The organism is Zunongwangia mangrovi (assembly GCF_900112105.1).
Lineage (GTDB): Bacteria > Bacteroidota > Bacteroidia > Flavobacteriales > Flavobacteriaceae > Zunongwangia > Zunongwangia mangrovi.
In genome coordinates, this window is the sequence record NZ_FOKV01000005.1 from 162,692 (window position 1) to 187,538 (window position 24,847).

The 24,847-nt window shown below is 35.9% G+C and carries 30 protein-coding genes; 4 read left to right on the forward strand and 26 right to left on the reverse strand.

What is annotated here, in order from left to right; translation table 11 throughout:
• Nucleotides 1-3 precede the first annotated feature (3 nt).
• From rpsH to rpsL, 19 genes are all read right to left on the reverse strand, one after another.
• Complete coding sequence (rpsH, locus tag BM201_RS12575) at nucleotides 4-402, reverse strand: 30S ribosomal protein S8 (protein WP_092543156.1); 399 nt, start codon at nucleotides 400-402, stop codon at nucleotides 4-6.
• A gap of 55 nt (nucleotides 403-457) precedes the next feature.
• The gene (gene rpsN / locus BM201_RS12580) at nucleotides 458-727 is read right to left on the reverse strand and encodes a 30S ribosomal protein S14 (protein WP_013073252.1); all 270 of its coding nucleotides are present in this window, start codon (nucleotides 725-727) and stop codon (nucleotides 458-460) included.
• Nucleotides 728-730: 3 nt separating this feature from the next.
• Entirely contained in the window at nucleotides 731-1,282 is a 552-nt protein-coding gene (gene rplE, locus BM201_RS12585; protein WP_092543158.1) for a 50S ribosomal protein L5, read from the reverse strand.
• 2 nt (nucleotides 1,283-1,284) lie between these two features.
• Complete coding sequence (gene rplX, locus BM201_RS12590; protein ID WP_092543160.1) at nucleotides 1,285-1,596, reverse strand: 50S ribosomal protein L24; 312 nt, start codon at nucleotides 1,594-1,596, stop codon at nucleotides 1,285-1,287.
• A gap of 12 nt (nucleotides 1,597-1,608) precedes the next feature.
• Entirely contained in the window at nucleotides 1,609-1,977 is a 369-nt protein-coding gene (gene rplN, locus BM201_RS12595; RefSeq protein WP_013073255.1) for a 50S ribosomal protein L14, read from the reverse strand.
• Between the two features lie 2 nt (nucleotides 1,978-1,979).
• Complete coding sequence (gene rpsQ, locus BM201_RS12600) at nucleotides 1,980-2,237, reverse strand: 30S ribosomal protein S17 (RefSeq protein WP_089373243.1); 258 nt, start codon at nucleotides 2,235-2,237, stop codon at nucleotides 1,980-1,982.
• 18 nt (nucleotides 2,238-2,255) lie between these two features.
• The gene (gene rpmC, locus BM201_RS12605) at nucleotides 2,256-2,447 is read right to left on the reverse strand and encodes a 50S ribosomal protein L29 (RefSeq protein WP_084841314.1); all 192 of its coding nucleotides are present in this window, start codon (nucleotides 2,445-2,447) and stop codon (nucleotides 2,256-2,258) included.
• A 12-nt stretch (nucleotides 2,448-2,459) separates the two neighbouring features.
• Nucleotides 2,460-2,879 carry a 50S ribosomal protein L16 gene (rplP, locus tag BM201_RS12610; protein ID WP_092543162.1) on the reverse strand — a complete coding sequence of 140 codons (420 nt, stop codon included), beginning with the start codon at nucleotides 2,877-2,879 and terminating at the stop codon, nucleotides 2,460-2,462.
• Nucleotides 2,880-2,895: 16 nt separating this feature from the next.
• Entirely contained in the window at nucleotides 2,896-3,612 is a 717-nt protein-coding gene (gene rpsC, locus BM201_RS12615; protein WP_092543164.1) for a 30S ribosomal protein S3, read from the reverse strand.
• Nucleotides 3,613-3,619: 7 nt separating this feature from the next.
• Nucleotides 3,620-4,027, reverse strand: a complete 408-nt coding sequence (gene rplV, locus BM201_RS12620) for a 50S ribosomal protein L22 (RefSeq protein ID WP_092543166.1) — start codon at nucleotides 4,025-4,027, stop codon at nucleotides 3,620-3,622.
• A gap of 8 nt (nucleotides 4,028-4,035) precedes the next feature.
• Nucleotides 4,036-4,314, reverse strand: coding sequence for a 30S ribosomal protein S19 (gene rpsS / locus BM201_RS12625; RefSeq protein WP_092543168.1), 279 nt, complete (start codon nucleotides 4,312-4,314; stop codon nucleotides 4,036-4,038).
• 6 nt (nucleotides 4,315-4,320) lie between these two features.
• Nucleotides 4,321-5,148 carry a 50S ribosomal protein L2 gene (gene rplB / locus BM201_RS12630; RefSeq protein ID WP_092543170.1) on the reverse strand — a complete coding sequence of 276 codons (828 nt, stop codon included), beginning with the start codon at nucleotides 5,146-5,148 and terminating at the stop codon, nucleotides 4,321-4,323.
• A gap of 9 nt (nucleotides 5,149-5,157) precedes the next feature.
• A complete protein-coding gene (rplW, locus tag BM201_RS12635) occupies nucleotides 5,158-5,448 on the reverse strand; it encodes a 50S ribosomal protein L23 (protein WP_092543309.1) in 291 nt (96 codons plus the stop codon).
• A gap of 9 nt (nucleotides 5,449-5,457) precedes the next feature.
• Nucleotides 5,458-6,084, reverse strand: coding sequence for a 50S ribosomal protein L4 (rplD, locus tag BM201_RS12640; protein ID WP_092543172.1), 627 nt, complete (start codon nucleotides 6,082-6,084; stop codon nucleotides 5,458-5,460).
• Nucleotides 6,084-6,695 carry a 50S ribosomal protein L3 gene (gene rplC, locus BM201_RS12645; RefSeq protein WP_092543174.1) on the reverse strand — a complete coding sequence of 204 codons (612 nt, stop codon included), beginning with the start codon at nucleotides 6,693-6,695 and terminating at the stop codon, nucleotides 6,084-6,086. Before rplC ends, rplD begins: the two co-directional genes overlap by 1 nt.
• 142 nt (nucleotides 6,696-6,837) lie before the next feature.
• Nucleotides 6,838-7,143 (reverse strand): 30S ribosomal protein S10, encoded by a 306-nt coding sequence (gene rpsJ, locus BM201_RS12650; RefSeq protein ID WP_092543176.1) that lies wholly within the window; start codon nucleotides 7,141-7,143, stop codon nucleotides 6,838-6,840.
• Between the two features lie 10 nt (nucleotides 7,144-7,153).
• Complete coding sequence (fusA, locus tag BM201_RS12655; RefSeq protein ID WP_092543178.1) at nucleotides 7,154-9,265, reverse strand: elongation factor G; 2,112 nt, start codon at nucleotides 9,263-9,265, stop codon at nucleotides 7,154-7,156.
• Nucleotides 9,266-9,271: 6 nt separating this feature from the next.
• A complete protein-coding gene (gene rpsG, locus BM201_RS12660) occupies nucleotides 9,272-9,748 on the reverse strand; it encodes a 30S ribosomal protein S7 (protein WP_092543179.1) in 477 nt (158 codons plus the stop codon).
• Nucleotides 9,749-9,773: 25 nt separating this feature from the next.
• The gene (gene rpsL / locus BM201_RS12665; RefSeq protein WP_010230128.1) at nucleotides 9,774-10,148 is read right to left on the reverse strand and encodes a 30S ribosomal protein S12; all 375 of its coding nucleotides are present in this window, start codon (nucleotides 10,146-10,148) and stop codon (nucleotides 9,774-9,776) included.
• A gap of 855 nt (nucleotides 10,149-11,003) precedes the next feature.
• On the opposite strand from rpsL, the gene BM201_RS12670 reads away from it, so the two are divergent.
• From BM201_RS12670 to rlmB, 3 genes are all read left to right on the forward strand, one after another.
• Nucleotides 11,004-14,270: a SusC/RagA family TonB-linked outer membrane protein gene (locus BM201_RS12670; protein WP_092543181.1), complete on the forward strand. Its 3,267-nt coding sequence runs from the start codon at nucleotides 11,004-11,006 to the stop codon at nucleotides 14,268-14,270.
• Nucleotides 14,270-15,700 (forward strand): SusD/RagB family nutrient-binding outer membrane lipoprotein, encoded by a 1,431-nt coding sequence (locus BM201_RS12675; protein WP_245758634.1) that lies wholly within the window; start codon nucleotides 14,270-14,272, stop codon nucleotides 15,698-15,700. Before BM201_RS12670 ends, BM201_RS12675 begins: the two co-directional genes overlap by 1 nt.
• A gap of 338 nt (nucleotides 15,701-16,038) precedes the next feature.
• Nucleotides 16,039-16,773 carry a 23S rRNA (guanosine(2251)-2'-O)-methyltransferase RlmB gene (gene rlmB, locus BM201_RS12680; RefSeq protein WP_092543183.1) on the forward strand — a complete coding sequence of 245 codons (735 nt, stop codon included), beginning with the start codon at nucleotides 16,039-16,041 and terminating at the stop codon, nucleotides 16,771-16,773.
• On the opposite strand, the gene BM201_RS12685 is transcribed toward rlmB, so the two are convergent.
• The gene (locus BM201_RS12685; protein WP_092543185.1) at nucleotides 16,770-17,516 is read right to left on the reverse strand and encodes a rhomboid family intramembrane serine protease; all 747 of its coding nucleotides are present in this window, start codon (nucleotides 17,514-17,516) and stop codon (nucleotides 16,770-16,772) included. The genes rlmB and BM201_RS12685 overlap by 4 nt on opposite strands.
• Before the next feature lie 85 nt (nucleotides 17,517-17,601).
• Here BM201_RS12685 and BM201_RS12690 point away from each other — a divergent pair, with 85 nt between their 5' ends.
• Nucleotides 17,602-18,876: a replication-associated recombination protein A gene (locus BM201_RS12690; RefSeq protein ID WP_092543187.1), complete on the forward strand. Its 1,275-nt coding sequence runs from the start codon at nucleotides 17,602-17,604 to the stop codon at nucleotides 18,874-18,876.
• On the opposite strand, the gene BM201_RS12695 is transcribed toward BM201_RS12690, so the two are convergent.
• The 6 genes from BM201_RS12695 to BM201_RS12720 are packed head-to-tail and all read right to left on the reverse strand — an operon-like array spanning nucleotide 18,873 to nucleotide 24,698.
• Nucleotides 18,873-19,706, reverse strand: a complete 834-nt coding sequence (locus tag BM201_RS12695) for a hypothetical protein (protein ID WP_092543189.1) — start codon at nucleotides 19,704-19,706, stop codon at nucleotides 18,873-18,875. The two genes, BM201_RS12690 and BM201_RS12695, sit on opposite strands and share 4 nt — an antisense overlap.
• 59 nt (nucleotides 19,707-19,765) lie before the next feature.
• Nucleotides 19,766-20,455: a YjjG family noncanonical pyrimidine nucleotidase gene (locus BM201_RS12700; protein WP_092543191.1), complete on the reverse strand. Its 690-nt coding sequence runs from the start codon at nucleotides 20,453-20,455 to the stop codon at nucleotides 19,766-19,768.
• On the reverse strand, nucleotides 20,442-21,731 hold the full coding sequence (locus BM201_RS12705; protein WP_245758635.1) for a polysaccharide deacetylase family protein: 1,290 nt from the start codon (nucleotides 21,729-21,731) through the stop codon (nucleotides 20,442-20,444). The genes BM201_RS12700 and BM201_RS12705 overlap by 14 nt, the downstream gene beginning before the upstream one ends.
• An 11-nt stretch (nucleotides 21,732-21,742) precedes the next feature.
• Nucleotides 21,743-22,441: a RadC family protein gene (radC, locus tag BM201_RS12710; protein WP_092543193.1), complete on the reverse strand. Its 699-nt coding sequence runs from the start codon at nucleotides 22,439-22,441 to the stop codon at nucleotides 21,743-21,745.
• A gap of 49 nt (nucleotides 22,442-22,490) precedes the next feature.
• Nucleotides 22,491-23,843, reverse strand: a complete 1,353-nt coding sequence (locus BM201_RS12715) for a UDP-N-acetylmuramate--L-alanine ligase (protein WP_092543195.1) — start codon at nucleotides 23,841-23,843, stop codon at nucleotides 22,491-22,493.
• 54 nt (nucleotides 23,844-23,897) lie between these two features.
• Nucleotides 23,898-24,698, reverse strand: a complete 801-nt coding sequence (locus BM201_RS12720; protein WP_092543197.1) for a tetratricopeptide repeat protein — start codon at nucleotides 24,696-24,698, stop codon at nucleotides 23,898-23,900.
• Between the last annotated feature and the right edge of the window lie 149 nt (nucleotides 24,699-24,847).

Below are 24,847 nucleotides of genomic sequence, written 5' to 3' on the forward strand. Positions count from 1 at the left end.
GAATTAGTAAACGTAACACAATACTTCACCACCAACATTCTCTGCTCTAGCTTGCTTATCTGTCATTACTCCATGAGAAGTACTTATGATAGCAATACCTAAACCATTTAATATACGTGGCAATTCTCCAGCACCGGCATATTTACGTAAACCAGGTTTACTTATTCTCTGGATATCTTTGATTACAGAGTCTTTAGTATCTTTATCATACTTAAGAGCTATCTTAATAACACCCTGCGCGGTGGTATCCTCGAACTTGTAACTAAGGATATATCCTTGATCGAATAAAATTTTTGTAATCTCTTTTTTAACATTAGAAGCAGGAATTTCAACAACTCTATGATTTGCTGCTACTGCGTTTCTAATACGCGTTAAAAAATCTGCAATTGGATCTGTATTCATTTATATTAATTTGCGACTATGGTTTTCCATAAGGAACCTATAATCAATTTATAATTTACCAACTAGCCTTCTTAACCCCAGGGATAAGACCATTATTGGCCATTTCTCTAAACATTACACGAGAAACACCAAATTGTCTCATATATCCTTTTGGCCTACCAGTTAGCTTACAACGATTATGCAAACGTACCGGAGAAGAGTTCTTTGGTAATTTTTGTAAAGCTTCATAGTCTCCAGCTTCTTTTAAAGCTTTTCTCTTTTCAGCATATTTATCTACCAATTTTTGTCTCTTAACCTCACGGGCTTTCATTGATTCTTTAGCCATGTCTTAATTCTTTTTAAAAGGTAAACCTAGTTCAGTTAATAAGGATTTAGCTTCCTTATCAGTTTCAGCAGTAGTAACGAAAGTAATATCCATACCTGCAATTCTGTTCACAGCATCGATATCGATCTCTGGGAAAATAATTTGCTCAGTAATACCTAAGTTATAATTCCCTCTACCATCAAAACCATTAGCTTTAATTCCATCAAAATCACGTACACGAGGTAGTGCAGATGTAATCAAACGATCTAAGAATTCGTACATTCTATAACCACGTAAAGTAACTTTGGCTCCAATTGGCATTCCTTTACGTAATTTAAATGTAGCAACATCTTTTTTAGAGATAGTTGCAACAGCTTTTTGACCAGTAATTGCAGTTAATTCATCTACTGCATGATCAATAAGTTTTTTATCTGCAACAGCACCTCCTACACCTCGGCTTATAACGATTTTCTTAAGCTTTGGCACTTCCATTACATTACTGTAACTATATTCTTCTGTAAGAGATGATTTTATTTTGTCATCATACTCTTTTCTAAGTCTTGGTACGTATGCCATAACTATAATACTTCATTTGATTTTTTAGAAAATCTCACCTTCTTTCCGTCTTCTTCTTTATAGCCAACTCTGGTAGCTTTACCATCCTTAGTCACTAAAGAAAGATTAGAAATGTTAATTGGTGCTTCCTTCTTTGTAATTCCGCCTTGTGGATTAGAAGCGCTAGGCTTCTCATGTTTAGAAATCGTATTGATTCCTTCCACTATAGCTTTATTCTTGTCTGGAAATACTTTTTGTACTTTACCTTGCTGACCTTTATGGTCACCTGCGATAACTAGAACTGTATCTCCTGATTTTATTTTAAGCTTTGTCATTTTTTTAATGTATTAAAGCACTTCAGGTGCTAATGATACAATTTTCATGAATTGCTTATCACGAAGTTCTCTTGCCACAGGACCAAAAACACGCGTTCCACGCATCTCTCCAGCTGGGTTTAATAGCACACACGCATTATCATCAAATCTAATGTAAGATCCGTCTGGTCTGCGCACTTCTTTCTTGGTACGAACAACAACTGCCGTAGAAACTGCACCTTTCTTAATGTTACCATTTGGTGTAGCTTCTTTTACACTGACAACAATTTTGTCTCCAACAGAAGCGTATCTTTTCTTTGTACCTCCTAATACTCTAATCGCTAAAACTTCTTTAGCCCCAGTATTATCTGCTACTTTTAGTCTAGACTCTTGTTGTACCATAATTACTTCGCTCTTTCAATTATTTCTACTAATCTCCAACATTTTGATTTACTCATAGGACGAGTTTCCATAATCCTAACAGTATCTCCTTCGTTGCAGTCGTTTGTTTCGTCGTGAGCTACATACTTCTTAGTCTTTAATACGAACTTTCCGTACATAGGGTGTTTTACTTTTTTAACTTCAGAAACCACTATAGATTTCTGCATTTTGTTACTAGTAACTACACCTATTCGCTCTTTTCTTAAATTTCTTTTTTCCATCTTTCAGCAGAATAACACTTATTGTTGTTCTCTTTTAGTTAACTCGGTAGCTAATCTCGCTATACTTCTCCTTACAGATCTTAACTGTATTGGGTTCTCTAATGGCGAAACAGCATGAGCCATTTTTAAATCTGCATATGCTTTACGAGATTTACCAAGCTCTTCCTGCAATTCTGCAACAGACAATTCTTTAACTTCTGATTGTTTCATAATTCAAAAAAATTATTCTTGATAATCTCTAGCTACGATAAATTTAGTTCTAACAGGAAGCTTCTGTGCAGCAAGACGTAAAGCCTCTTTAGCAGTTGCCATAGGCACACCACCAATTTCGAACATAATTCTTCCTGGTTTTACAACAGCAGCCCAATATTCCACAGCTCCTTTTCCTTTACCCATACGAACCTCAAGAGGCTTTTTAGTGATAGGCTTATCTGGAAATATTTTAATCCACAATGAACCTTCCCTTTTCATATAACGGGTAGCAGCAATACGAGCAGCTTCAATTTGACGAGCCGTAATGAAACTAGAATCAAGAGACTTGATACCAAAAGTTCCATTTGAAAGACGGTGCCCTCTCTGAGCAACACCCTTCATACGCCCCTTCTGTTGCTTACGATATTTCGTTCTTTTAGGTTGTAACATTTTTCTTTACTTTAAATTACTTTCTACGACGTGATTTATTACCACCTCGTCCGGAATTTTTACCACCCTGCTTCTTAGCTAAACCAACAAGCGGAGATAATTCTCTTTTTCCGTAAACTTCACCTTTCATGATCCATACTTTAACTCCTAATCTACCATAAGTAGTATGAGCTTCAACTAAAGCATAATCAATATCGGCCCTAAAAGTAGACAAAGGAATTCTTCCATCTTTATATGCCTCAGAACGTGCCATCTCAGCTCCATTTAAACGACCTGAGATTTCAATTTTGATTCCTTCAGCATTCATTCTCATTGCAGCCGCAATAGCCATTTTGATAGCACGACGATAAGAAATTCTATTCTCAATCTGTCTTGCTACACTAGCACCCACAAGGTGAGCATCAAGTTCTGGCCTTTTAATTTCGAAGATGTTAATTTGAACTTCTTTGTCAGTGATCTTCTTAAGCTCTTCTTTAAGCTTGTCTACCTCTTGCCCACCTTTCCCGATAATAATACCAGGTCTAGCAGTAGTGATAGTAACGGTCACAAGCTTAAGGGTACGCTCTATTATTACCCTAGATACACTCGCTTTAGAGAGGCGAGCATGGATGTACTTTCTAATCTTATCGTCTTCGGCTAATTTATCACCGTAGTCATTTCCTCCGTACCAGTTGGACTCCCATCCTCTAATGATACCAAGGCGATTACCGATTGGATTTGTTTTCTGTCCCATACTCTTCTTAGCTTTGTGTATTATTGTTTTCGCCAAGCACTAATGTAACGTGATTGGATCTTTTTCTAATTCTGTGTGCACGACCCTGTGGAGCAGGACGAAGTCTTTTTAACATACTCCCTCCATCTACACGAATCTCTTTCACGAACAATTCAGCATCCTCAAGACTAGCATCTTCGTTTTTAGACTGCCAATTAGCTATAGCTGACAATAATAGTTTCTCTAAACGACCTGCAGCCTCTTTTTGACTGAATTTTAATATATGAAGCGCTTTTTCTACTTTTTCACCTCTTACTAAATCCGCAACTAAACGCATTTTTCTTGGTGAAGTAGGGCAGTTATTCAACTTAGCAAAAGCCGTCTGCTTCTTAGCTTCTTTTATTTGCTCTGCTCTTTCTTTTTTACGAACTCCCATAGCTTCAATTATTTTCTTCCTTTATTTTTAGCACCAGCATGACCTCTAAAAGAACGTGTTGGTGAAAATTCTCCTAACTTATGACCTACCATATTCTCAGTAACATAAACTGGAACAAATTGCTTTCCATTATGAACGGCTATAGTTTGCCCAACGAAATCTGGTGTTATCATAGAAGCTCTAGACCAAGTTTTGATCACGGCTTTTTTCCCAGACTCTACATTATCAGCTACTTTTTTCTCTAATTTATAGTGAACGAAAGGTCCTTTTTTTAATGAACGTGCCATACTCTATTATTTCTTTCTACGTTCTACAATATATTTATTACTCGCCTTTGTTCTTGTACGGGTTTTAAAACCTTTTGCAGGTAAACCTTTTCTAGAACGAGGATGACCTCCTGAAGCTCTACCTTCACCACCACCCATTGGGTGATCGATTGGGTTCATCGCTACTGGTCTTGTTCTTGGTCTGATACCTAGCCAGCGTTTTCTACCAGCTTTACCAGAAATTTGTAATTGATGATCACTGTTAGATACTGCACCAATTGTAGCTAAACATACAGAAAGCACCCTTCTAATTTCTCCAGAAGGCAACTTAATAGTTGCATACTTTCCCTCTCTAGCTAGCAATTGAGCAAATGCACCAGCACTACGTGCCATCACAGCACCTTGACCAGCTCTCAACTCGATACAAGAAACAATTGTTCCTAAAGGAATATTTGCTAAAGGCATTGCATTCCCGATTTCAGGGGCTACTGCTTCATTAGAAGAAACAATATTTTGACCTACCTGAAGTCCATTTTGAGCAATAACATACCTTTTTTCACCATCTTGATAATTCAATAAAGCTATAAAGGCCGTTCTGTTCGGATCATATTCAATTGTTGCTACAGTTGCAGGAACGCCATGTTTATCGCGTTTAAAATCTACTATTCTGTAACGTCTTTTATGACCACCACCTTTGTAGCGCATGGTCATTTTTCCTTGACTGTTTCTACCGCCTGACTTTTTTAACGGAGCAAGTAAAGACTTCTCCGGCTTATCAGTAGTAATGGCGTCAAACCCATTAACTACTCTAAAACGCTGCCCAGGAGTAATTGGCTTTAATTTTCTTACTGACATTTTTTAATCTTAAAGATTACTGTATAAATCAATAGTTTCACCTTCCGCCACCTGTACCATAGCCTTTTTATAAGCTTTAGTTTTACCAGTGATCATACCAGACTTTGTATATCTGGTTTTACGATCTGGGCGGACGTTAATAGTACGAACAGAAGTTACTGAAACGCCGTAAGCAGATTCTACTGCATCTTTGATTTCAATCTTATTCGCCTTATTACTTACCTCAAAAGAGAAACAATTGTTAAGTTCGCTCTCTGCGGTAGCTTTTTCTGTAATAATTGGTTTTATTAAGATACTCATAACGCTCATTTAACTTAAATTCGACTCTAATCCTTCTAGAGACCCTTCCATAAACACAATACTATTTGCATTTAATATTTTGTAAGTACTTAATTCTGAAACACTTACAACTTCGGAGCCTTTTAAATTACGTGACGACAAATATACGTTTTTATTTGACTCACCCAACACTATAAGAGATTTTTTCTCCTGAATACCAATGGCTTTCAAAACTTCAATGAAGTTTTTAGTCTTTGGAGTATCGAAAGAAAAATCTTCTACGATAGTGATCGCTTTATCATTTGCTTTGATCGATAAAGCAGATTTTCTCGCTAAACGCTTCAAATTTTTATTTAATTTGAAACCATAATTTCTTGGGCGAGGACCAAAAATTCTACCACCACCTCTAAAAACAGGTGACTTAATACTACCTGCTCTGGCAGTACCAGTTCCCTTTTGCTTTTTAAGCTTACGAGTAGAACCAGTGATTTCTGCACGCTCCTTTGCCTTATGAGTACCCTGTCTTTGATTAGCAAGATATTGCTTAACATCAAGATATACAGCGTGATCATTAGGCTCTATTCCAAAAACAGAATCAGAAAGGTCTACCTTTCTACCTGTTTCTTTTCCTTTTATATCTAAAACTGCTACTTCCATTACTTTCTAATGATTACGTAAGAGTTCTTGTGTCCCGGAACACATCCTTTAACAACTAAAAGATTTTTCTCAGTAACTACTTTTAAAACTCTAAGGTTTTCAACTTTTACTTTTTCACCACCCATTCTTCCGGCCATACGCATACCTTTAAATACGCGTGCTGGATAAGAAGCGGCACCAATAGAACCAGGAGCTCTTAAACGGTTATGCTGACCGTGAGTAGATTGCCCTACACCACCAAAGCCGTGTCTTTTTACAACCCCCTGGAAACCTTTACCTTTTGAAACACCAGAAACATCAACAAACTCACCTTCTTTAAAGTGCTCTACATTAATGGTATCACCTAATTTATAATCTCCTTCAAATCCTTGGAATTCAACGACTTTTTGTTGCGCAGCAACACCCGCTTTTTTAGCATGCCCAGTAGCAGCTTTATTTGCAGTCTTTTTGTCATCGAAACCAAGTTGAAGCGCTTCGTACCCGTCAACCTCATTGGTTCTGACTTGGGTAATTACACATGGACCAGCTTGTATAACGGTACATGGGATATTTTTCCCATTCTCGTCGAAAATACTAGTCATGCCTATTTTTTTTCCTATTAACCCAGACATAATTATTAATTATTATTACTTATTTATTAAAAAAACAGGACAGAAAAATACTTCTGTCCTGAATGTATCTTTCCCGTTTTTCCTTCGCGAAACGCTTAGGACATTTTACCTATTCCTAAAATCAAATAGGTTTTTTATTCGATCACACTTTGATCTCAACTTCTACACCACTAGGAAGCTCTAATTTCATTAAAGCATCAATAGTCTTAGAAGAAGAACTGTAGATATCTAGTAACCTTTTGTAAGAACTAAGTTCAAACTGCTCTCTAGACTTCTTGTTCACGTGAGGAGATCTTAAAACAGTAAACACCTTTTTATGTGTTGGAAGTGGAATTGGACCAGTTACAACCGCCCCAGTTGTTTTAACCGTTTTTACAATCTTCTCAGCAGATTTATCTACTAAATTATGATCGTAGGATTTTAATTTTATTCTGATTTTTTGACTCATTACCCTAAAATTATTCGTTTGATGCCCCTTTTGCTGCTTTAATAACTTCTTCTGAAATATTAGAAGGAGTTTCAGCATAGTGAGAGAATTCCATAGTTGAAGTTGCTCTACCAGAAGAAAGTGTTCTCAATGTTGTTACATATCCAAACATCTCTGATAATGGAACATCAGCCTTTACTATTTTCGCTCCAGATCTGTCAGACATGTTATTTACCTGACCTCTTCTTCTATTAAGATCTCCTACGATATCTCCCATATTTTCCTCTGGAGTTACCACTTCGATCTTCATTACAGGCTCAAGGATCACAGCTCCAGCTTTTTTAGCGGCAGCTTTGAATCCCATCTTCGCAGCAAGTTCAAAAGAAAGTTGATCTGAATCCACAGGATGGAAAGATCCGTCTTTAAGAACTACTTTTAAAGTATCAACCTGGAACCCAGCTAAAGGTCCATTCTTCATTGCTTCCTGAAAACCTTTCTGAACAGATGGAATAAATTCTTTAGGAATACGTCCACCTTTAATTTCGTCAACGAACTGAAGACCTTTTCCTTCAAAATCTTCATCAACAGGTCCCATTTCAAATACGATATCAGCAAATTTACCACGACCACCAGATTGTTTCTTATAAACTTCTCTATGATCTGCAGCTCTTGTTACTGTTTCCTTATACTCTACCTGAGGCTGACCTTCATTAACTTCTACTTTGAATTCACGCTTTAAACGATCAACAAGAATTTCAATATGCAACTCACCCATTCCTGAAATCACAGTTTGACCTGAAACTTCATCAGTTTTCACTTGGAATGTTGGATCTTCTTCAGCTAACTTAGCAAGCGCCATACCCATCTTATCAACATCAGCCTTTGTTTTAGGCTCCACTGCGATACCAATTACTGGCTCTGGGAAAGACATTGATTCAAGAATAATTGGCTTATCTACATCAGTTAACGTATCACCAGTTTTAATATCTTTAAATCCTACAGCCGCTCCAATATCTCCGGCCTCGATCTTATCGATAGGCTCTTGTTTGTTTGAATGCATTTGATAGATTCTCGAAATACGTTCTTTCTTACCAGAGCGAACATTAAGAACATAAGAACCAGCATCTAAGGTACCAGAATAAACTCTAAAGAATGCTAAACGACCTACGAATGGATCTGTAGCAATCTTAAATGCTAAAGCTGAAAACGGAGAATCAACATTAGGTTTACGACTTTCCTCTTCACCAGTATCTGGATTCTCTCCAACAATAGCATCTACATCTACAGGAGAAGGTAAATATCTCATTACCGCATCAAGCATAGCCTGAACTCCTTTGTTTTTAAACGCAGAACCACACATCATTGGGATAATAGACATATCACAAGTTGCAGCTTTTAATGCAGCAATAATTTCGTCCTCTGTAATAGAATCTTCATCTTCAAAGAACTTTTCCATTAAAGCTTCATCATACTCTGCAACAGCTTCAACTAGCTCAGCTCTATACTTATTTACATCTGCCTGAAGTTCTTCCGGTATATCGATAGTCTCGTAAGTCATACCCATATCCTCTTCGTTCCAGATAATCGCTTTTTTAGAAATAAGATCTACAACACCTTTAAAATCCATCTCTTCCCCAATTGGTACTTGTAATGGAACAGGGTTACCACCTAACATTTCTTTAACCTGACGACAAACGTTAAAAAAGTCTGAACCCTGACGGTCCATCTTATTAACGAATCCTAACCTAGGTACACGATACTTATCAGCTTGTCTCCAAACAGTTTCAGATTGTGGCTCAACACCATCTACAGCCGAAAATAAAGCAACAACACCGTCTAAAACACGAAGTGAACGCTCTACCTCTACAGTAAAATCAACGTGACCAGGAGTATCGATGATATTCACAGTATACTCATGACCATTGTAAGGCCACGTACAATGTGTAGCCGCAGAAGTAATGGTAATACCACGCTCCTGCTCCTGCTCCATCCAATCCATAGTCGCAGCACCATCATGAACTTCTCCAATCTTGTGACTGATACCTGTATAATAAAGGATACGCTCTGTTGTTGTTGTTTTACCAGCATCAATATGAGCCGCAATACCTATATTTCTTGTAAATTTTAAATCTCTTTGTGCCATTTTATTTTAGAATCTAAAGTGAGAGAATGCTTTGTTTGCTTCTGCCATTTTGTGAGTATCAACTCTCTTCTTAACAGCAGCTCCTTCTTCCTTAGCTGCAGCTAAAATTTCTGCAGCAAGTTTAGCGGCCATAGTTTTTTCATTTCTCTTACGAGCAAAACTAATTAACCATTTCATCGCAGTAGACACTTTTCTATCTGGTCTAATTTGCATAGGAATTTGGAAAGTTGCACCTCCAACCCTTCTACTTCTAACTTCAACATGAGGCATCACATTCGATAGAGCATCTTTCCAGATCTCTAAAGCAGTTTTTTCCTCATCCTGTTTTTTATCTTCTACGATTGCAATAGAATCATAGAAAATTTTAAAGGCAACAGATTTCTTACCATCCCACATCATCATGTTCACAAAACGCGTAACAAGTTGATCATTAAACTTAGGATCTGGCAAAAGTGGTCTTTTCTTAGCCTGTCTTTTTCTCATTTCTTTACATTAAAAGTTTAATAAATTACTTCTTAGGGCGTTTTGCACCATACTTAGATCGACGCTGAGTTCTACCCTCAACACCTGCGGTATCTAAAGCACCACGAACAATGTGATACCTTACACCTGGTAAATCTTTTACCCTTCCACCTCTAACTAATACTATCGAGTGCTCTTGCAAATTGTGACCTTCACCAGGTATGTAGGCATTAACCTCCTTACCATTGGTTAACCTTACCCTTGCTACTTTTCTCATAGCCGAGTTAGGTTTCTTAGGAGTAGTTGTATACACACGAGTACACACACCCCTTCTTTGAGGGCACGAATCTAAAGCAGCCGATTTACTCTTCTTAGTTATCTTGGCTCTTCCTTTTCGTACTAATTGTGAAATTGTTGGCATAATTTCTTTTACAATATTTATTAATTTAAACCACCTTCTTTAAAAAAGGTGTGCAAAGGTAGAAATAAATTTCAAGTATTCAAATAGTTAGAGATAAAAATAAAATAGGGAAATCAAACATCTCCTAACGCGCAGTTTTCACTTATACTTTATATAGAAATCAGAATGAAACAAATCTAAATCACTAGTACAGATACAAGCAAAAATTTTTACTAATATTAAAGATTAAAAATCCCAATTATTATTCCTGTATAGTGCAATTACCACCAGAATCCCACCAATGATTTTTGAATAGTGATCAATTGTTTTATCAGTAATATTTCCCACACTCCAAACACCGTAAAAATTTATCCATAGTGAGATTCCTAACAACGTTACTTCAATTTTGAAAATTCTTGTCGAAGCTTTTTTAATGTTTTTCAGTAAGCTTCTTCCATATAATACTTATATTCAATTTTGCGCATATTTAATGTTCAGATAAATATGATCGAAACTTTCCATCTTTAAGTAAATTATGTCGAAATTATGTTGTTCAAACGAAATGATAAAGTGATATAACTTACAAGACTCCCCTTTCTTTGATAACTCACAAAACAACAAATAGAGATTTTTTTTCGAAATTTCAAAGTATACGTTAAATCACACTAAATAAGTACCATTTCTAGAAAAACGAAAATGTTAATTTCGCAGAAAAAACAACATTTAACACTAATTCTTAACTCACTAAAAGGCAACACTTTACATAAATATATAACGTTTTAGTTTAAAATATTAATAAATTCACAATATGTATAAATTTGATTTCTTAACGATTTATTATCACATTTGAAGCTGGCTAATTCAAACAAATTCAAAATGAAAGTAAAATTAAGTAGTATTTTAACACTTTTATTAGTGTTAATTGCGCATATTACGTTTGCGCAAGAACGTACGATTACCGGAACAGTCACCGACGACGATGGCTTACCACTTCCTGGCGTTACAGTACTTGTTAAAGGCACAAACAACGGTACTCAAACAGACTTCGACGGTAATTATTCGATTTCCGCACAAAGCGGCAGTGTTTTAGTTTACTCTTTTGTCGGTATGACAACTCAGGAGTTCACAGTAACTGAAAGTAGCACGATAGATGTTACACTTCAAATGGATTCTGCACAGTTAGATGAAGTTGTAGTGACTGCTCTGGGTATTGAAAGAGATAAAAAATCTTTAGGGTATGCAACTCAAGAGGTTGATGGAAGCGCTGTATCTGATGTCCCTACTCAAAACTTCGTAAATTCTCTTTCTGGGAAGGTTGCTGGTTTAAAAATTTCCAATTCAGGAACTATGGGAGGTTCTTCTAACGTGGTTATTCGTGGAAACTCTTCATTAACTGGGAACAATCAAGCACTTTTTGTAATTGATGGTACACCTATTAGTAATGCAAACAACAATAGATCCGGCCAAGCTTCAGGACGAGGGGGGTACGATTATGGAAACGCAGCATCTGATATAAACCCAAATGATATTGCATCCATAAACATACTAAAAGGTGCCGCAGCAACTGCATTATATGGTGCTAGAGCAGCTAATGGAGCTGTTATTATTGAAACCAAAAAGGGCCAAAAAAACAAAGGTATTGGTATATCAATAAGCTCAACTTTAATGACCAGCCATGTGAACAATAAAACTTTACCAGAATACCAAGATCAATATGGAGCTGGATACGGTGCTTATTACCAATCTGAAGATGGCTATTTCAATTTAGCGGATATTGATGGAGATGGTAATCTAGATAGAACGACACCCTTTACTGAAGACGCTTCTTTTGGAGGGCGATTCGATGGGAGTCCAGTATATCAATGGAATTCTATTTACCCTCAGCTAGCAGGTACAGATTATGACTATTATCAACAAGCCACGCCTTGGGAAGCTGGGGAACATACTCCTAACGATATTTGGGAAACAGGTCACACTAGCATTAATACTGTTGCCTTGGATGGAGGAACAGATAAAAGTTCATTCAGAATAAGCGCAACAAATTTCATGCAGGAAGGTAATTTACCTAATAGTGAGATTAAAAGAAATACAATAAAGTTTAGTGGAGCTCATGATTTTACTGATAAGTTTTCTGCACAAGCGAATATAACCTTCACTAAAACCGATGGTAAAGGTAGATATGGAACTGGGTATAGTTCAACAAATATAATGCAGCAATTTAGACAATGGTGGCAAACAAATGTCGATCTATATGAACAAAGAGCTGCATATTTTGCGACCGGAGAGAATATAACTTGGAACCCAAACGGACCAGATAATCTATCACCAATATACTCTGACAATCCCTATTGGACTCTATACGAAAATTATCAAACAGATACACGAAATAGATATTTCGGAAACATCAATTTAAACTATGAAATTAGTGATGTTTTTAGTGTATTAGGTAGATTTTCATTCGATACTTACGATGAGTTACAAGAAGAAAGAAGGGAGGTTGGTAGTGCAGACCTTGGTTACTATTCAAGATTCAACAATAGAGCTGCAGAATACAATTACGATTTAATATTAAATTTCAATAAAGATATTTCAAGCGATTTGAACTTAGATGGAAATTTAGGATTCAATCTACGTAGGAACGAAAGAAGCTATATTCTTGCTTCCACCAACGGAGGTCTAAACGCTCCTAACTTTTTCGCGCTTAGCAACTCAGCTTCACCAATAAATCCACCCTCAGAATACGAAAATGATCGTATGTTAGACGGTATATATGCACGAGCTGGTTTAGGATATTTAGATACTTATTATATTGAGGGAACAATAAGAAGAGACCGTTCTTCTACACTACCTAAGGAAAATAATACTTTCTATTATCCTTCTGTTTCAACTTCAATAATTCTTTCAAACTTAATAAATGCTGATTGGCTAGGTTATACAAAGTTTAGAGCAAATTACGCTGAAGTTGGTAATGACACTAGTCCATATAGAGTATTTAATACTTACCAAATTTCTGCTCCTTTCGGTTCTGCAGGATGGGCAAGTAATAATTCCCAACTAGCAAACCCTAATTTAGATCCAGAAAGAAAAAAAGCATATGAGATTGGATTAGAAGGTAATTTCTTTGATAGAAGATTAGGCTTTGATTTATCATACTACAACTCTCAGACAGAAAACCAAATTACTCCAGTACCTGTATCAACTGCAACGGGATTCTCTCAACAATTGTTGAATGCTGGGACTATAGAGAACAAAGGTATTGAAGCATCTCTTACGCTCAACCCAATTAGAACAGACGATTTTAACTGGATAATGAATATTAATTGGGCGCAAAACAGAAGTGAGGTAGTTGAACTGGCTGACGGGATAGATAATTTACAGTTAGCAAGTGTACAAGGTGGAATCTCGATAAATGCAGCTCCGGGTGAACCTTACGGAGCAATTAGAGGTTCAGCATACGTTTATGATGATGCAGGAAATCGTGTAATAACTGATGCAGGTTATTACGAAAGAACACCAAACGCAAATTACATTATTGGTAATATTCAACCAGATTGGACAGGAGGTGTATCAAACACATTCTCATACAAGAACCTTTCTCTTAATTTCTTAATAGATGTTCAAAAAGGTGGTGATATTTTCTCTCTTGATACATGGTATGGTAGAGCAACTGGATTGTATGAAACAAGTGTGGGACTAAACGACTTAGGAAATCCTAAAAGAAATACTCTTGAAAATGGAGGAGGAGTTATTCTAGATGGTGTACAAGGTGACGTTTCTTATAACAGCGACGGATCTTACGAAGTAACAAACACATCTGAGAATACCACAAGAGCTAGAACAGATTACTACGGAAATCCTTTTGGATATGGTAGAGATGCTAATGAAGGACACGTTTACGACGCTTCTTTTGTTAAACTTAGAGAAGCTGGTATAACTTATAATTTTGGACCTAGCGTTATAGATGCAACTCCATTCACAAGAGCATCTCTTTCATTGATAGGAAGAAATTTATGGATTATTCATAAAAACATTCCATACTCTGATCCAGAGGCAGGATTAAGTTCAGGAAATATTCAGGGATACCAATCAGGAGCTTATCCGGCAGTTAGAGAAATAGGTGCTAGTATTAAACTTAACTTTTAATGAAAATTACAATGAAGAAATATATCATAGCTTTAACAGCTCTCGTTACACTTTGGTCTTGCCAAAGTGACGAAGAGTACGAAGATTTGAATAGAGACCCTAAAAACCCTACACAAGTTGCATCAGACTTTTTATTTACTGCTGCAACAGTAAGCTTAAGCGATAATATGGCTACGCCTAGTGTAAACCAGGGTTTATATAGATTTTTAGCTCAATATTTTACAACTACTACCTATGTAGATGAGCCTAATTACAATTTCACATCTAGACAAAACCCAGACAACGTTTGGTCTGAGCTTTACCGAGATGTAATTTACGACCTGCAGGATGCCAAAAGAATAGTTGCTGCAAACACTGAATTAGAACAATCTGAAAAAGATGCTCGAACTGGACAATTAGAAGTAATTGAAGTTTATGCATGGCATGTTTTAGTCGATGGTTTTGGAGACATACCTTACACCGAGGCTGGGCAAGCTAATGATTTTTCACTGCCAGCATATGATGATGACATGATGATTTATGAAGATCTAATATCACGTCTTAACAATGTGGAAGCTTTACTTTCTGCTGGGCAAGGTTACTCATCAGCAGATGTAGTATATGGTGGAGATATGGGCTCATGGATTTTATTCGCCAATTCTCTTAAACTTAGATTAGGAATGAGAATTTCTGATGTTAACCCTGAATTGTCTCAATCTACTGTGGAATCTGCAGTAAGTTCAGGTGTTTTTACATCAAACGATCAAAATGCTACAGTAGTATACCAAGGAAACGATCCTTATGGTAATCCATTATGGGAAGATTTAGTTTTAAGCGGAAGATCAGACTTTTTAGCTTCTAACACTATAGTTGACTACATGAACTCTTTGGATGATCCAAGAAGAATGGTATATTTTGATGAAAACTTACCAGATTACGAAGGTGGTATTTACGGCGCTAGCAATAACTACGGTGATTACACCCATATTGGAGACCCATTTTTAGAGCCTACAAGAGAAGGTATTTTATTAGATTATGCGGAAGTTAGATTTAATCAATCAAAAGCTGCTGAATTAGGATATTCTGTATCAGGTGATGCAGAAACACATTATATTGCTGCCATTACAGCTTCAATGAATTATTGGGGAGTTGACGATGCAGAGGCAACTTCATACCTAAACCAAGCAGAAGTTGCATATGATGGTACAGACGAACAATTTGCAACCCAGTATTGGATTGCTATGTTTGATAATCCTTTTCAAGGATGGTCAGTTTGGAGAAAATACGATGCTCCAACACTAAATATACCTGCAGAGTTTGAAACTGATGTCCCATTAAGATATACATACCCTGTGGATGAAACTAACCTAAATGAAGCAAATTACATTGATGCTTCAGAAGCAATAGGTGGTGACTCTACGCAAACAACCATTTTCTGGGATGTAAACTAATTAGTAGTTACATATTAATATTAAAAACCTGTAGCTGGCGCTACAGGTTTTTTTTTGCAAGTTAAACATTTAAAGACAAACAAGATCTAATCGAAATTTACATCGACAACAATAACATCGATGTTGAAACAGCTGCAGACATGGTTCCTGTTGCAGGATACTACCACAGCCTATAAAATTAATATTAAAAATAATTGATGAAATCAGAATAGAACTAAAACCTCTATTCTGATTTTTTTGTTAGTACGTATCTTCTAAAAGCATTAACTCTTTTCAACTTTAAATTTCATTTTTGTTTTTAGAGGGATAAATTGAAATACTTCTCCTATTTTTGTCGCATGAAAGATGCTACAACTATTTTTGGAATTAGAGCCGTTATTGAAGCTATCGAAAGCGGAGAAACTATAGATAAAATTTTTATTCAGAAAGGACTTTCAGGAGACCTTTTTTCTGAACTTAAAAGAACTTTATCTAAAGGGAACTTCAATATCTCCTATGTTCCACAGGAAAAACTTTACAATTTAAGCAAAGGTAATCACCAGGGAGTTGTAGCTAAAATTAGTCCTGTAGCTTTTAAGGGACTCGAAGAAACTATAGAGCCAATATTAGAGAAAAAAGAAGCTCCTTTTTTCTTATTGTTAGATCAGGTAAATGATGTTCGTAACTTTGGTGCGATCATACGAACGGCTGAATGCTGTGGTGTAGACGCGATTATCATTCCAGAGAAAGGTGCGGCACCAATTAATGCTGATACCGTAAAAACTTCGGCAGGTGCAGTATTTAAAATACCGATCTGCAAAGTTAACCACATCAAAGATGCAATGTTCTATCTTCAATCAAGCGGAATACAAACCGTTGCCGCTACAGAAAAAACAGACAATCTAATCTACGATATCGATTTTAAAAAACCTTCAGCAATCATAATGGGTAATGAAGCCAAAGGAGTTTCGCCCTCAATTTTAAAAACGATAGATCATAAGGCCAAATTACCTATGCACGGCGAAATAGCATCGCTAAATGTATCTGTAGCTTGCGGGGCATTTCTGTATGAAGTAGTGCGACAACGTATTTAAGCCTCTTTATCTTGTTTCGGTTTATAGATATAATTAATTTTTATATCGTCTGTTTGCTCATTTTCGTCGATTTCGTCGGGTAATTTTTCAATAAAATTTCCGTGTTCGTCAAAATGACGCATAAACTCATCCTGCTCTTCATCATAATCTGGTTGTTCCCAAACATATTTAGGTTCCTTCGCAATATTTTTCTTGAAAACAAAAGCAAACAATAAACCTACGATAAGACCGGAGAGATGACCTTCCCAGGAAATCTCTGGATCTATTGGTGTAACATACCACAACATCCCTCCGTAGAGAAAAACTACAATAAGAGAAAGGGCAACTAATCGATAATGTTTTGAAAAAATTCCTTTGAAAAATAAGAAAGAAGCCAGCAAATAAATGATTCCGCTAGCGCCGATATGATAAGCTGGCCTTGCAATTAACCAGGTCAATAAACCTGTTAGTAAAAAACCATAACCCAAGAGCCTCCAACTAATGCTACGATAAAAATAAAAAAGAGCCATAGAAAGCACCAAAAGTGGTATCGTATTATTGAACAAATGTTTTATTCCGCTATGAATAAAAGGAGAAAAGAAAATACCTGGTAATCCACTGCTCTTTCTTGGATAAACCCCGAAATCATTAAAATTCACTCCAAATCGAACTTCGACCCAAAACACGATCCAGATCGCAAAAACAAAAATGATTGGATAACCCACAACACCAGGAGTAAAATTAAAATCTTGTTTTGGCTTCACCGTTTTTACTTTAAAATAATACTACAAAAAAATAACCAATATTGCTTAGCAGAGATTTTGTCATTCTAATTTTTACATTTGCAAAATGAACCAGCCATTAGCAGAAAGACTAAGACCAAAAACCTTAGACCAATATCTAAGTCAGACACACCTTATTGGCGAAAAAGGTGCTTTACGCCAACAAATTCAACGTGGTATTATACCATCAATGATCTTTTGGGGACCTCCTGGTGTAGGCAAGACAACCTTAGCCAATATAATTGCTAATGAATCTGACCGTCCTTTCTTTACTTTAAGCGCTATTAGTAGTGGCGTTAAAGATGTGCGGGAAGTGATTGAAAAGGCCAAAAGAAGTGACGGCTTATTTACGACAAAAAGTCCGATTCTTTTTATAGATGAGATTCACCGTTTTAGTAAATCTCAGCAAGATTCACTTTTAGGTGCTGTCGAAAAAGGTTGGGTTACGCTTGTAGGCGCCACTACAGAAAATCCCAGTTTCGAAGTGATTTCAGCATTACTTTCCAGGTGCCAGGTTTACGTTTTAAAGCCTTTTTCTAAAGATGATCTTATTGCACTACTAAATAGGGCAATGAAAGAAGATAAAATAATCGCTTCAAAAAACATCAAATTAGAAGAAACTGAAGCCATTTTAAGGCTGAGTGGTGGTGATGCACGAAAGCTACTTAACATCTTTGAGTTACTTGTAAATTCTAGCGACGAAGGTGCTGAAATCACCAATAATATGGTTTTTGAAAAAGTGCAGCAAAACACCGTGCTTTATGATAAAACTGGAGAGCAACATTATGATATCATTTCAGCATTTATAAAGTCGATTCGTGGCAGTGATCCTAACGGCGCTGTTTACTGGCTAGCCAGAATGATAGAAGGCGGAGAGGACGTAAAATTTATAGCACGCAGAATGCTAATTTCAGCCAGCGAAGACATTGGCAACGCCAATCCTACTGCTTTAGTGATCGCTAACAACACTTTTCAAGCCGTAAATACCATCGGCTACCCTGAGGCAAGAATCATCCTTAGCCAATGCGCTACTTATCTTGCAACTTCACCAAAGAGTAATGCTGCTTACGAAGCGATTGCAAAAGCGTCTAGCTTAGTAAAACAAATGGGGAACTTACCAGTTCCTCTGGATATAAGAAATGCCCCTACAAAATTGATGAAAGATCTTGGTTATGGCGAAAATTATAAATACGCTCACAATTACGAAGGCAATTTTATAAAGGCAGAATTTTTACCTGATGAGATCAGGAATACCATTATATACGAACCTGGAAATAATTCGCGAGAAAACTCTCAACGTGAATTTCTTCGGAAACGTTGGTCTGGTAAATACAATTATTAATCCTGAAGCCTATAGGTTGTTTTCACGGTTTTACCGGCCTGGCGATCAAATATCTCAACAATAAGATCTCCTGTTTTTGAAAAATAAGCCATTCCCTGTTTGGTTAAAGAATTGTATATAAAGTTATCTGATCCATCAGACTTTATCAGCATTGCAAAAGGCTCTGCCATTCCTTTTTGGTAAAAACCGTAACCAGATTGGTTTTCTTCCAAGAAATAAACTGCATTATCATTGGTGTAGAATGTACCATCAATAACTGCTTCTATCGCATCATCTTTATTCACTTCGTTTTCTTCAACCACTTCAACCTCTTCTTCCGGAGTATTAGAAACTTCCGCAGTGGCAATAGCTTTTGCTTGTTTTGAGGCTTGTTTTTTAGGAGCTTCAGCAACAACTGGATCTTCGCTATAGGTATAATCTAAATCTTCCAATGAAGTAAATGCATCTCTTAAAGCTTCGTGATAAGCGTTTTTATAATCTTTCTCTCTACTTCTGCCCTCTTCTGTGGCATAAATCACGTTCCCGTAGCAATCTTTTAGCTGCAATACCAGCTTAGTAACAAATAAGCCCGAATTATTCTCTACATCTGCTTCTAGCGCTAAACAATTATTAGATTGAAGTTCCTTGGGCTTTTCTTCACTTTTCATTACAGTTGAAAAACCGTATTTTTCTAACAAAAATTTAGTCAGCGCATTAAGTTGATACTGATTTTTCTCCTTCGAGAATTCGTACTTCTCTGGCACAATCACATATTTATAATCATTGATTGTTTTTTGCCCGTAAGTTATTGCTGTAAATAATATTGCGAATAAAACTGATAGTTTTTTCATAATCTGGATAATTTAAAAATCTGCTTAAAAATAACGAATATCGATCGTATTGCCTTATTTTAAAGATATAGATTGAGGTTCTTTAAATTCTTTATCCCTATAACATTGTTGTATGCCGACTTATTGTAATAATCGAAATAAATAGTTTGTAAACCAAAATCTGCTGCACCAATAATATCAGCTTCATAATTATCGCCAATCATTACCGATTTTTCTGGTAAGGCATTAGCTTTCTTTAGCGACATTTCGAAAATAGTGGGATGTGGTTTTTTAACTCCGGCTTCTTCAGAAGTTGTTATGGTATTGAAATAGTTTAGAATATTGGAATTTTTCAATTTTTTATGCTGAACTTCTTCAAATCCATTAGTAATAATATGGAGTGTATATTTATCAGAAAGATAATCCAAAGCTTCAACTCCTCCGTCCAATAGATGATTATATTCAGAAAGATAAAGGATATAATCATTAGATAACTTATCGATAATCGTATCATCTACCCGGTAAGAAAGCGCCGTAAATGAATCTTTTAACCTACCGTAACGCAGTTTTTCTTTAGACACCAGGTTTTTGCGATAATTCTCCCAATAGTCAAAGTTTATAGGTATATAAACCTCGAGAAACCTAGAAAGTTCTAAGTCGATTTTATTTAATTTGAAAATATATTCGAAAGTAAGAGCCGAGTTTTTATCGAAGTCCCATAAGGTATGATCCAGATCGAAAAAAACATGCTCTATATTATTCAATTTCATGAATTTGCTTTAATAATGAGTAATATCGTTTGTTATTATAATATTCAGAAAAGTCTTCATTTTTAAAGATAGCCCTAAACGTTCCTCCAACATTCTTTACTCGTTCGTGAATTTTAGCGATCTCTTTTTTTAATTCTTCGGAAGAATATTTTTTCCCAACTTTTGAATTAAATATGTAAGGATGTATTTGAAGCGGACTCGTAATTTCCATATTGATATCGTAAAATAAATAGGAAGAACAGGTTCCTGCTCTAAAACCAAGATCATCTGGATACCCCATCGAATAATCATTCTCAAACTCTAATTCTGCCAACGTATTAAAATGTTCTGGAATACCAAGATCGTAACTGGCATTCAATATATTTTCGAGCGGATAATGAATAATGTTCTCTAAACGAAATTTTTCGCTTTTCAGGACTTTTAAAGTTTGTGAAGAATAATGACCTAAAAGCAAACCGATTTTCGCATAATCTGAAACATATTTAATATTAGATCGATACGGTATCCTGTTATAATTGATATTGCGATCATAAAGTGTAAAATCTGCCACTTTAAACATGAAAATTGTCGAAAGCGAGTGTTTTTTTATGAGATGCACCAATTCATCAAATACATCGAAAGGATCTTTTTTAATTTTCATCCATGACTTAATGCGATCGAAAAATCGATGAAAATGAAGCTTTACAAGATCGTTTCCCCAGCCCACCATGCTTCTAATAATCCCCTTATTATTAAACACAAAGCCATGCTCTATCGCAAATATACTTTCTACATGAAATTCAATCTTTTTGAATTCCATTTCTGGGAATTTTTGCCGCAAAACCTGTTTAAACTTTTGCACCCAAATATCGACCACCGGCGTTTTTAAAAAGCTCTCCCTAAAAGCCAAACTTTCTGAAACAGGGAATCGACCTGCTTCATCCTTTACGTGAGGTAAATATTCTTCGTAACGCGTTAAGAGGTAAAAAGAAGCTGCAAAAATATCGAATGGTAAATCACTATTATCACTTACCGGAAAGAAACAAACCGTATTTCCCCAGGGTTGCACTTTAATTTCTAACTCCCCAAAACCATGCTCTAATAAAATATCTGTATTCTGAATAAAAAATTCGTTTCCTAATGCCTGTTTCCCGTAAGACATTTTAAAGCCATCATGAGCTACAAACTCCTCGATTTTAGAAGTAAATTTAATCTGAACCCCAAGCATATTTGTGCAGATATGCTTAAAGATATAGATGATTCTTGGAGTAACTTTTTGGGTGTAGACCAGTAGCATTAAGGGTAATTTTATAAGATCGCTTCGTCTGCAAAGCTAAAATAGGACATTTCAGTTACAATTATATGATCCAGCACTTTTATATCAAGACTTTCTGAAGCTGTTTTTAGTTTTTGGGTTAAATTCTTATCGGCCATACTTGGTTTTAAAGTTCCTGAAGGATGATTGTGCGCAAGGATCAAAGAAACTGCTTCAAGTTCTAAAGCTTTCTTTAAAGTAAGCCGAACATCTACCAAAGTTCCTGTGATCCCGCCTTTACTTAGCTGAAGTTTATCGATCACTTTGTTAGAATTATTCAAATAAATAATCCAAAATTCTTCGTGTGGTAATTCTCCAATAATAGGTTGCATTAATTCGAATACAGATCTGCTAGAGGTGATTTTGGTTCTTTCCAGAGCATTTTCTAAACGTCTTCTTCTACCAAGCTCTAAAGCCGCAATAATCGTAATTGCTTTGGCTTCACCAATTCCATTAAATTTACAAAGCTGATTAACTGAAAGTTTTCCTAACTCACTAAGATTATTCTGCGTAGAAGCTAAAATTTGCTTGCTTAATTCTACGGCGGTTTCCTTTCGATTACCAGAACCTATTAAAATAGCGATCAATTCAGAATCACTTAAAGCAAGTTTCCCTTTTCTGAGTAATTTCTCGCGTGGCCTATCGTCTATCGCCCAATTTTTAATACTAAAACCTTGTGACTCCTCTCCCATCCCGTTAAAATACAATAGATTAGAAAAGCAATAAAGATTTTAACCAATTTTATAATTCGGTTACGAGTTGCTCTAGATCAATTCCACCGTAATTTCCGCTACTCATAAAAAGTAATACAGAATTATCGAAATTTGATGTTTTAAGATGTGTTTCTAATTCTGAAGTTTCTGTAATAATGCTTAGATCTTCGCGTTCAAAAGCAGATTTTATAGCTTCAGCAGAAATGGGTTCTAATTTTTTATGCGTAACCGCTTCAAAAGAATAAAATACAATGGCTTTATCTGCAGCATCTAGTGAATTTTCATATTCAGCAATAAAACTTTCATTTAAACTGCTGAATGTGTGCAGTTCTAAACATGCGATAACTTTTTTTTCCTGAAATTGTTCCTTCACGGCTTTTACACTCGCCTTTACTTTAGACGGACTATGAGCAAAATCTTTAAAGGCAATAAAATCCCCAGATTCTTTAATTTTCTGAAGTCTTTTTGAAGCTCCTTTGAATGTTGAAATGGCCTCGTAGAAATCTTCTTCATCTATTCCCATATGCTGGCAAACCCATTTTGCACCGGCAAGATTGCTAAGATTATGTTTCCCAAAAACTTCTAAAGGCATATCCCCTTCTGGAGTTACCAGAATGGTTTCACCATCCTCGATATAATATTCTGGCGTTTGGTAAGGATGTTTTCTAATAGGATTTGCACTATTTTCAACGATATTTTTAAGTTCCGCATCCTCTTCATTATACACCAGGATTCCGCCATTCACGATCTTATTTACAAAAATACTGAACTGCTCTACATAATTTTCGTAAGTAGGAAACACATTGATATGATCCCAGGCGATACCACTTAACAACGCAATATTAGGTTCGTACAAATGAAATTTTGGCCTACGATCTATTGGAGAAGATAAATACTCATCACCTTCAATAACAATAAAGTCATTATCATCATTTAGTTGAATGGTATTTTCTAAGCCATCTAACTGCGCACCAACCAGATAATCTACATCTCGATCGTGATAATGCATCACATGTAAGATCATACTGGTGATTGTTGTTTTACCATGAGAACCACCTATTACTACACGAGTTTTGGTTTTAGACTGTTCGAAAATAAACTCAGGATAAGAATAGATTTTTACGCCTAATTCCTGAGCTTTTAGTAATTCTGGATTATCTTTTCTGGCATGCATCCCAAGAATAACCGCATCAAGATCCTTTGTGATTTTCTCTGGAAACCAACCAAATTCTGCAGGTAAGATTTCGCAGTTTTGAAGTGCAGTTTTTGAAGGCTCAAAAATAGCATCGTCACTTCCTGAAATTTTAAAACCTTTTTTATGAAGTGCTATGGCCAAAGCATGCATTGCGCTCCCTCCTATAGCTATAAAATGAATGTTCATTATATCGATTTTCAGCAAATGTACTTATTGCTTTTATAATCGCGAAGCGAAGACTTACATATCCTGAATATCTTCTTGAAGTTCTAAAGCAATTTCAGCTTTAGCATCATAGTCTAAAGACTTTGAAATATATTTTATTGCGGCTTTCTTATTTCCTCTTTTTTCTGAAAGTTGTGCTAATTTAAGATAAGCTTCTGCTGGTGTTTTTAGATCCAAGTAATTAAATCCTGAAATATATTTCTTCATTAGCCAATCAACCTCTGAAGCTGCAACCTTATAACGAACAGCTTCCTGCGCCAATTCGAAGTACATGTAATTACGTAAAATAAGAGATGGTTTGGTTTGAGATTTCTCAATAGCTTTCTTTATCATTTCTCCTGAAATCTCCTCTTTATCTTTATAGGCATAGATAGCAGCCATTGCAATGCGATAATCGAGTTCATTTAGTTCTTCCAACTTTTTTGTGTGCGCTAAGGATTTATCAAGGCCTCCACCTAGAACAGAAGGTAATTCCAGGTACAATTGCGCTAAAGCTCTGCGACTCTCTATATGCTCTGGATCTAAAGCAACAGCTTTTTCTAAATATTTCTTAATATCCGGAATAAGAAATGCTGCCTGAAACTTATTGATTTCCATAGCTTTCATCCCCATAGCTCCACCCATTTTGAAATTGTATAAAGCCGAGTTTGGATATAATTCTACAAGTTTTTCATAGTAGGATATGGCTTCGTCCCAGTGTTTTAAATGACTGTTTATGTCCCCTAAATACAATATACCAAGCTCGGAGTCACTATGATTTTCCTCTAAAATCTCTAGAGCCGCAGTAAAATTATTTTGCTCTAACTGAAATTCCATAGATTTTAGGTTTTCCTGACCGAAAATTGAAAAATTACATCCCAAAATAAAGAACAAAAAAAGCGCTTTTAGCTCCAAACGTTAATTTTTTTAAGAAATTGACTACTATTTTTAAGAATTATATCCAAATGATTTTAACACAAAATCCA

Coding starts and splice junctions, on each gene's coding strand:
- rpsH (WP_092543156.1), bottom strand. CDS start 402: ATGAATACAGATCCAATTGCAGATTTTTTAACGCGTATTAGAAACGCA.
- rpsN (WP_013073252.1), bottom strand. CDS start 727: ATGGCTAAAGAATCAATGAAAGCCCGTGAGGTTAAGAGACAAAAATTG.
- rplE (WP_092543158.1), bottom strand. CDS start 1,282: ATGGCATACGTACCAAGACTTAGAAAAGAGTATGATGACAAAATAAAA.
- rplX (WP_092543160.1), bottom strand. CDS start 1,596: ATGACAAAGCTTAAAATAAAATCAGGAGATACAGTTCTAGTTATCGCA.
- rplN (WP_013073255.1), bottom strand. CDS start 1,977: ATGGTACAACAAGAGTCTAGACTAAAAGTAGCAGATAATACTGGGGCT.
- rpsQ (WP_089373243.1), bottom strand. CDS start 2,237: ATGGAAAAAAGAAATTTAAGAAAAGAGCGAATAGGTGTAGTTACTAGT.
- rpmC (WP_084841314.1), bottom strand. CDS start 2,447: ATGAAACAATCAGAAGTTAAAGAATTGTCTGTTGCAGAATTGCAGGAA.
- rplP (WP_092543162.1), bottom strand. CDS start 2,879: ATGTTACAACCTAAAAGAACGAAATATCGTAAGCAACAGAAGGGGCGT.
- rpsC (WP_092543164.1), bottom strand. CDS start 3,612: ATGGGACAGAAAACAAATCCAATCGGTAATCGCCTTGGTATCATTAGA.
- rplV (WP_092543166.1), bottom strand. CDS start 4,027: ATGGGAGTTCGTAAAAAAGAAAGAGCAGAGCAAATAAAAGAAGCTAAG.
- rpsS (WP_092543168.1), bottom strand. CDS start 4,314: ATGGCACGTTCATTAAAAAAAGGACCTTTCGTTCACTATAAATTAGAG.
- rplB (WP_092543170.1), bottom strand. CDS start 5,148: ATGTCAGTAAGAAAATTAAAGCCAATTACTCCTGGGCAGCGTTTTAGA.
- rplW (WP_092543309.1), bottom strand. CDS start 5,448: ATGAGTATCTTAATAAAACCAATTATTACAGAAAAAGCTACCGCAGAG.
- rplD (WP_092543172.1), bottom strand. CDS start 6,084: ATGGAAGTAGCAGTTTTAGATATAAAAGGAAAAGAAACAGGTAGAAAG.
- rplC (WP_092543174.1), bottom strand. CDS start 6,695: ATGTCTGGGTTAATAGGAAAAAAAATAGGCATGACTAGTATTTTCGAC.
- rpsJ (WP_092543176.1), bottom strand. CDS start 7,143: ATGAGTCAAAAAATCAGAATAAAATTAAAATCCTACGATCATAATTTA.
- fusA (WP_092543178.1), bottom strand. CDS start 9,265: ATGGCACAAAGAGATTTAAAATTTACAAGAAATATAGGTATTGCGGCT.
- rpsG (WP_092543179.1), bottom strand. CDS start 9,748: ATGAGAAAAAGACAGGCTAAGAAAAGACCACTTTTGCCAGATCCTAAG.
- rpsL (WP_010230128.1), bottom strand. CDS start 10,148: ATGCCAACAATTTCACAATTAGTACGAAAAGGAAGAGCCAAGATAACT.
- BM201_RS12670 (WP_092543181.1), top strand. CDS start 11,004: ATGAAAGTAAAATTAAGTAGTATTTTAACACTTTTATTAGTGTTAATT.
- BM201_RS12675 (WP_245758634.1), top strand. CDS start 14,270: ATGAAAATTACAATGAAGAAATATATCATAGCTTTAACAGCTCTCGTT.
- rlmB (WP_092543183.1), top strand. CDS start 16,039: ATGAAAGATGCTACAACTATTTTTGGAATTAGAGCCGTTATTGAAGCT.
- BM201_RS12690 (WP_092543187.1), top strand. CDS start 17,602: ATGAACCAGCCATTAGCAGAAAGACTAAGACCAAAAACCTTAGACCAA.
- BM201_RS12695 (WP_092543189.1), bottom strand. CDS start 19,706: ATGAAAAAACTATCAGTTTTATTCGCAATATTATTTACAGCAATAACT.
- BM201_RS12700 (WP_092543191.1), bottom strand. CDS start 20,455: ATGAAATTGAATAATATAGAGCATGTTTTTTTCGATCTGGATCATACC.
- BM201_RS12705 (WP_245758635.1), bottom strand. CDS start 21,731: ATGCTACTGGTCTACACCCAAAAAGTTACTCCAAGAATCATCTATATC.
- radC (WP_092543193.1), bottom strand. CDS start 22,441: ATGGGAGAGGAGTCACAAGGTTTTAGTATTAAAAATTGGGCGATAGAC.
- BM201_RS12715 (WP_092543195.1), bottom strand. CDS start 23,843: ATGAACATTCATTTTATAGCTATAGGAGGGAGCGCAATGCATGCTTTG.
- BM201_RS12720 (WP_092543197.1), bottom strand. CDS start 24,698: ATGGAATTTCAGTTAGAGCAAAATAATTTTACTGCGGCTCTAGAGATT.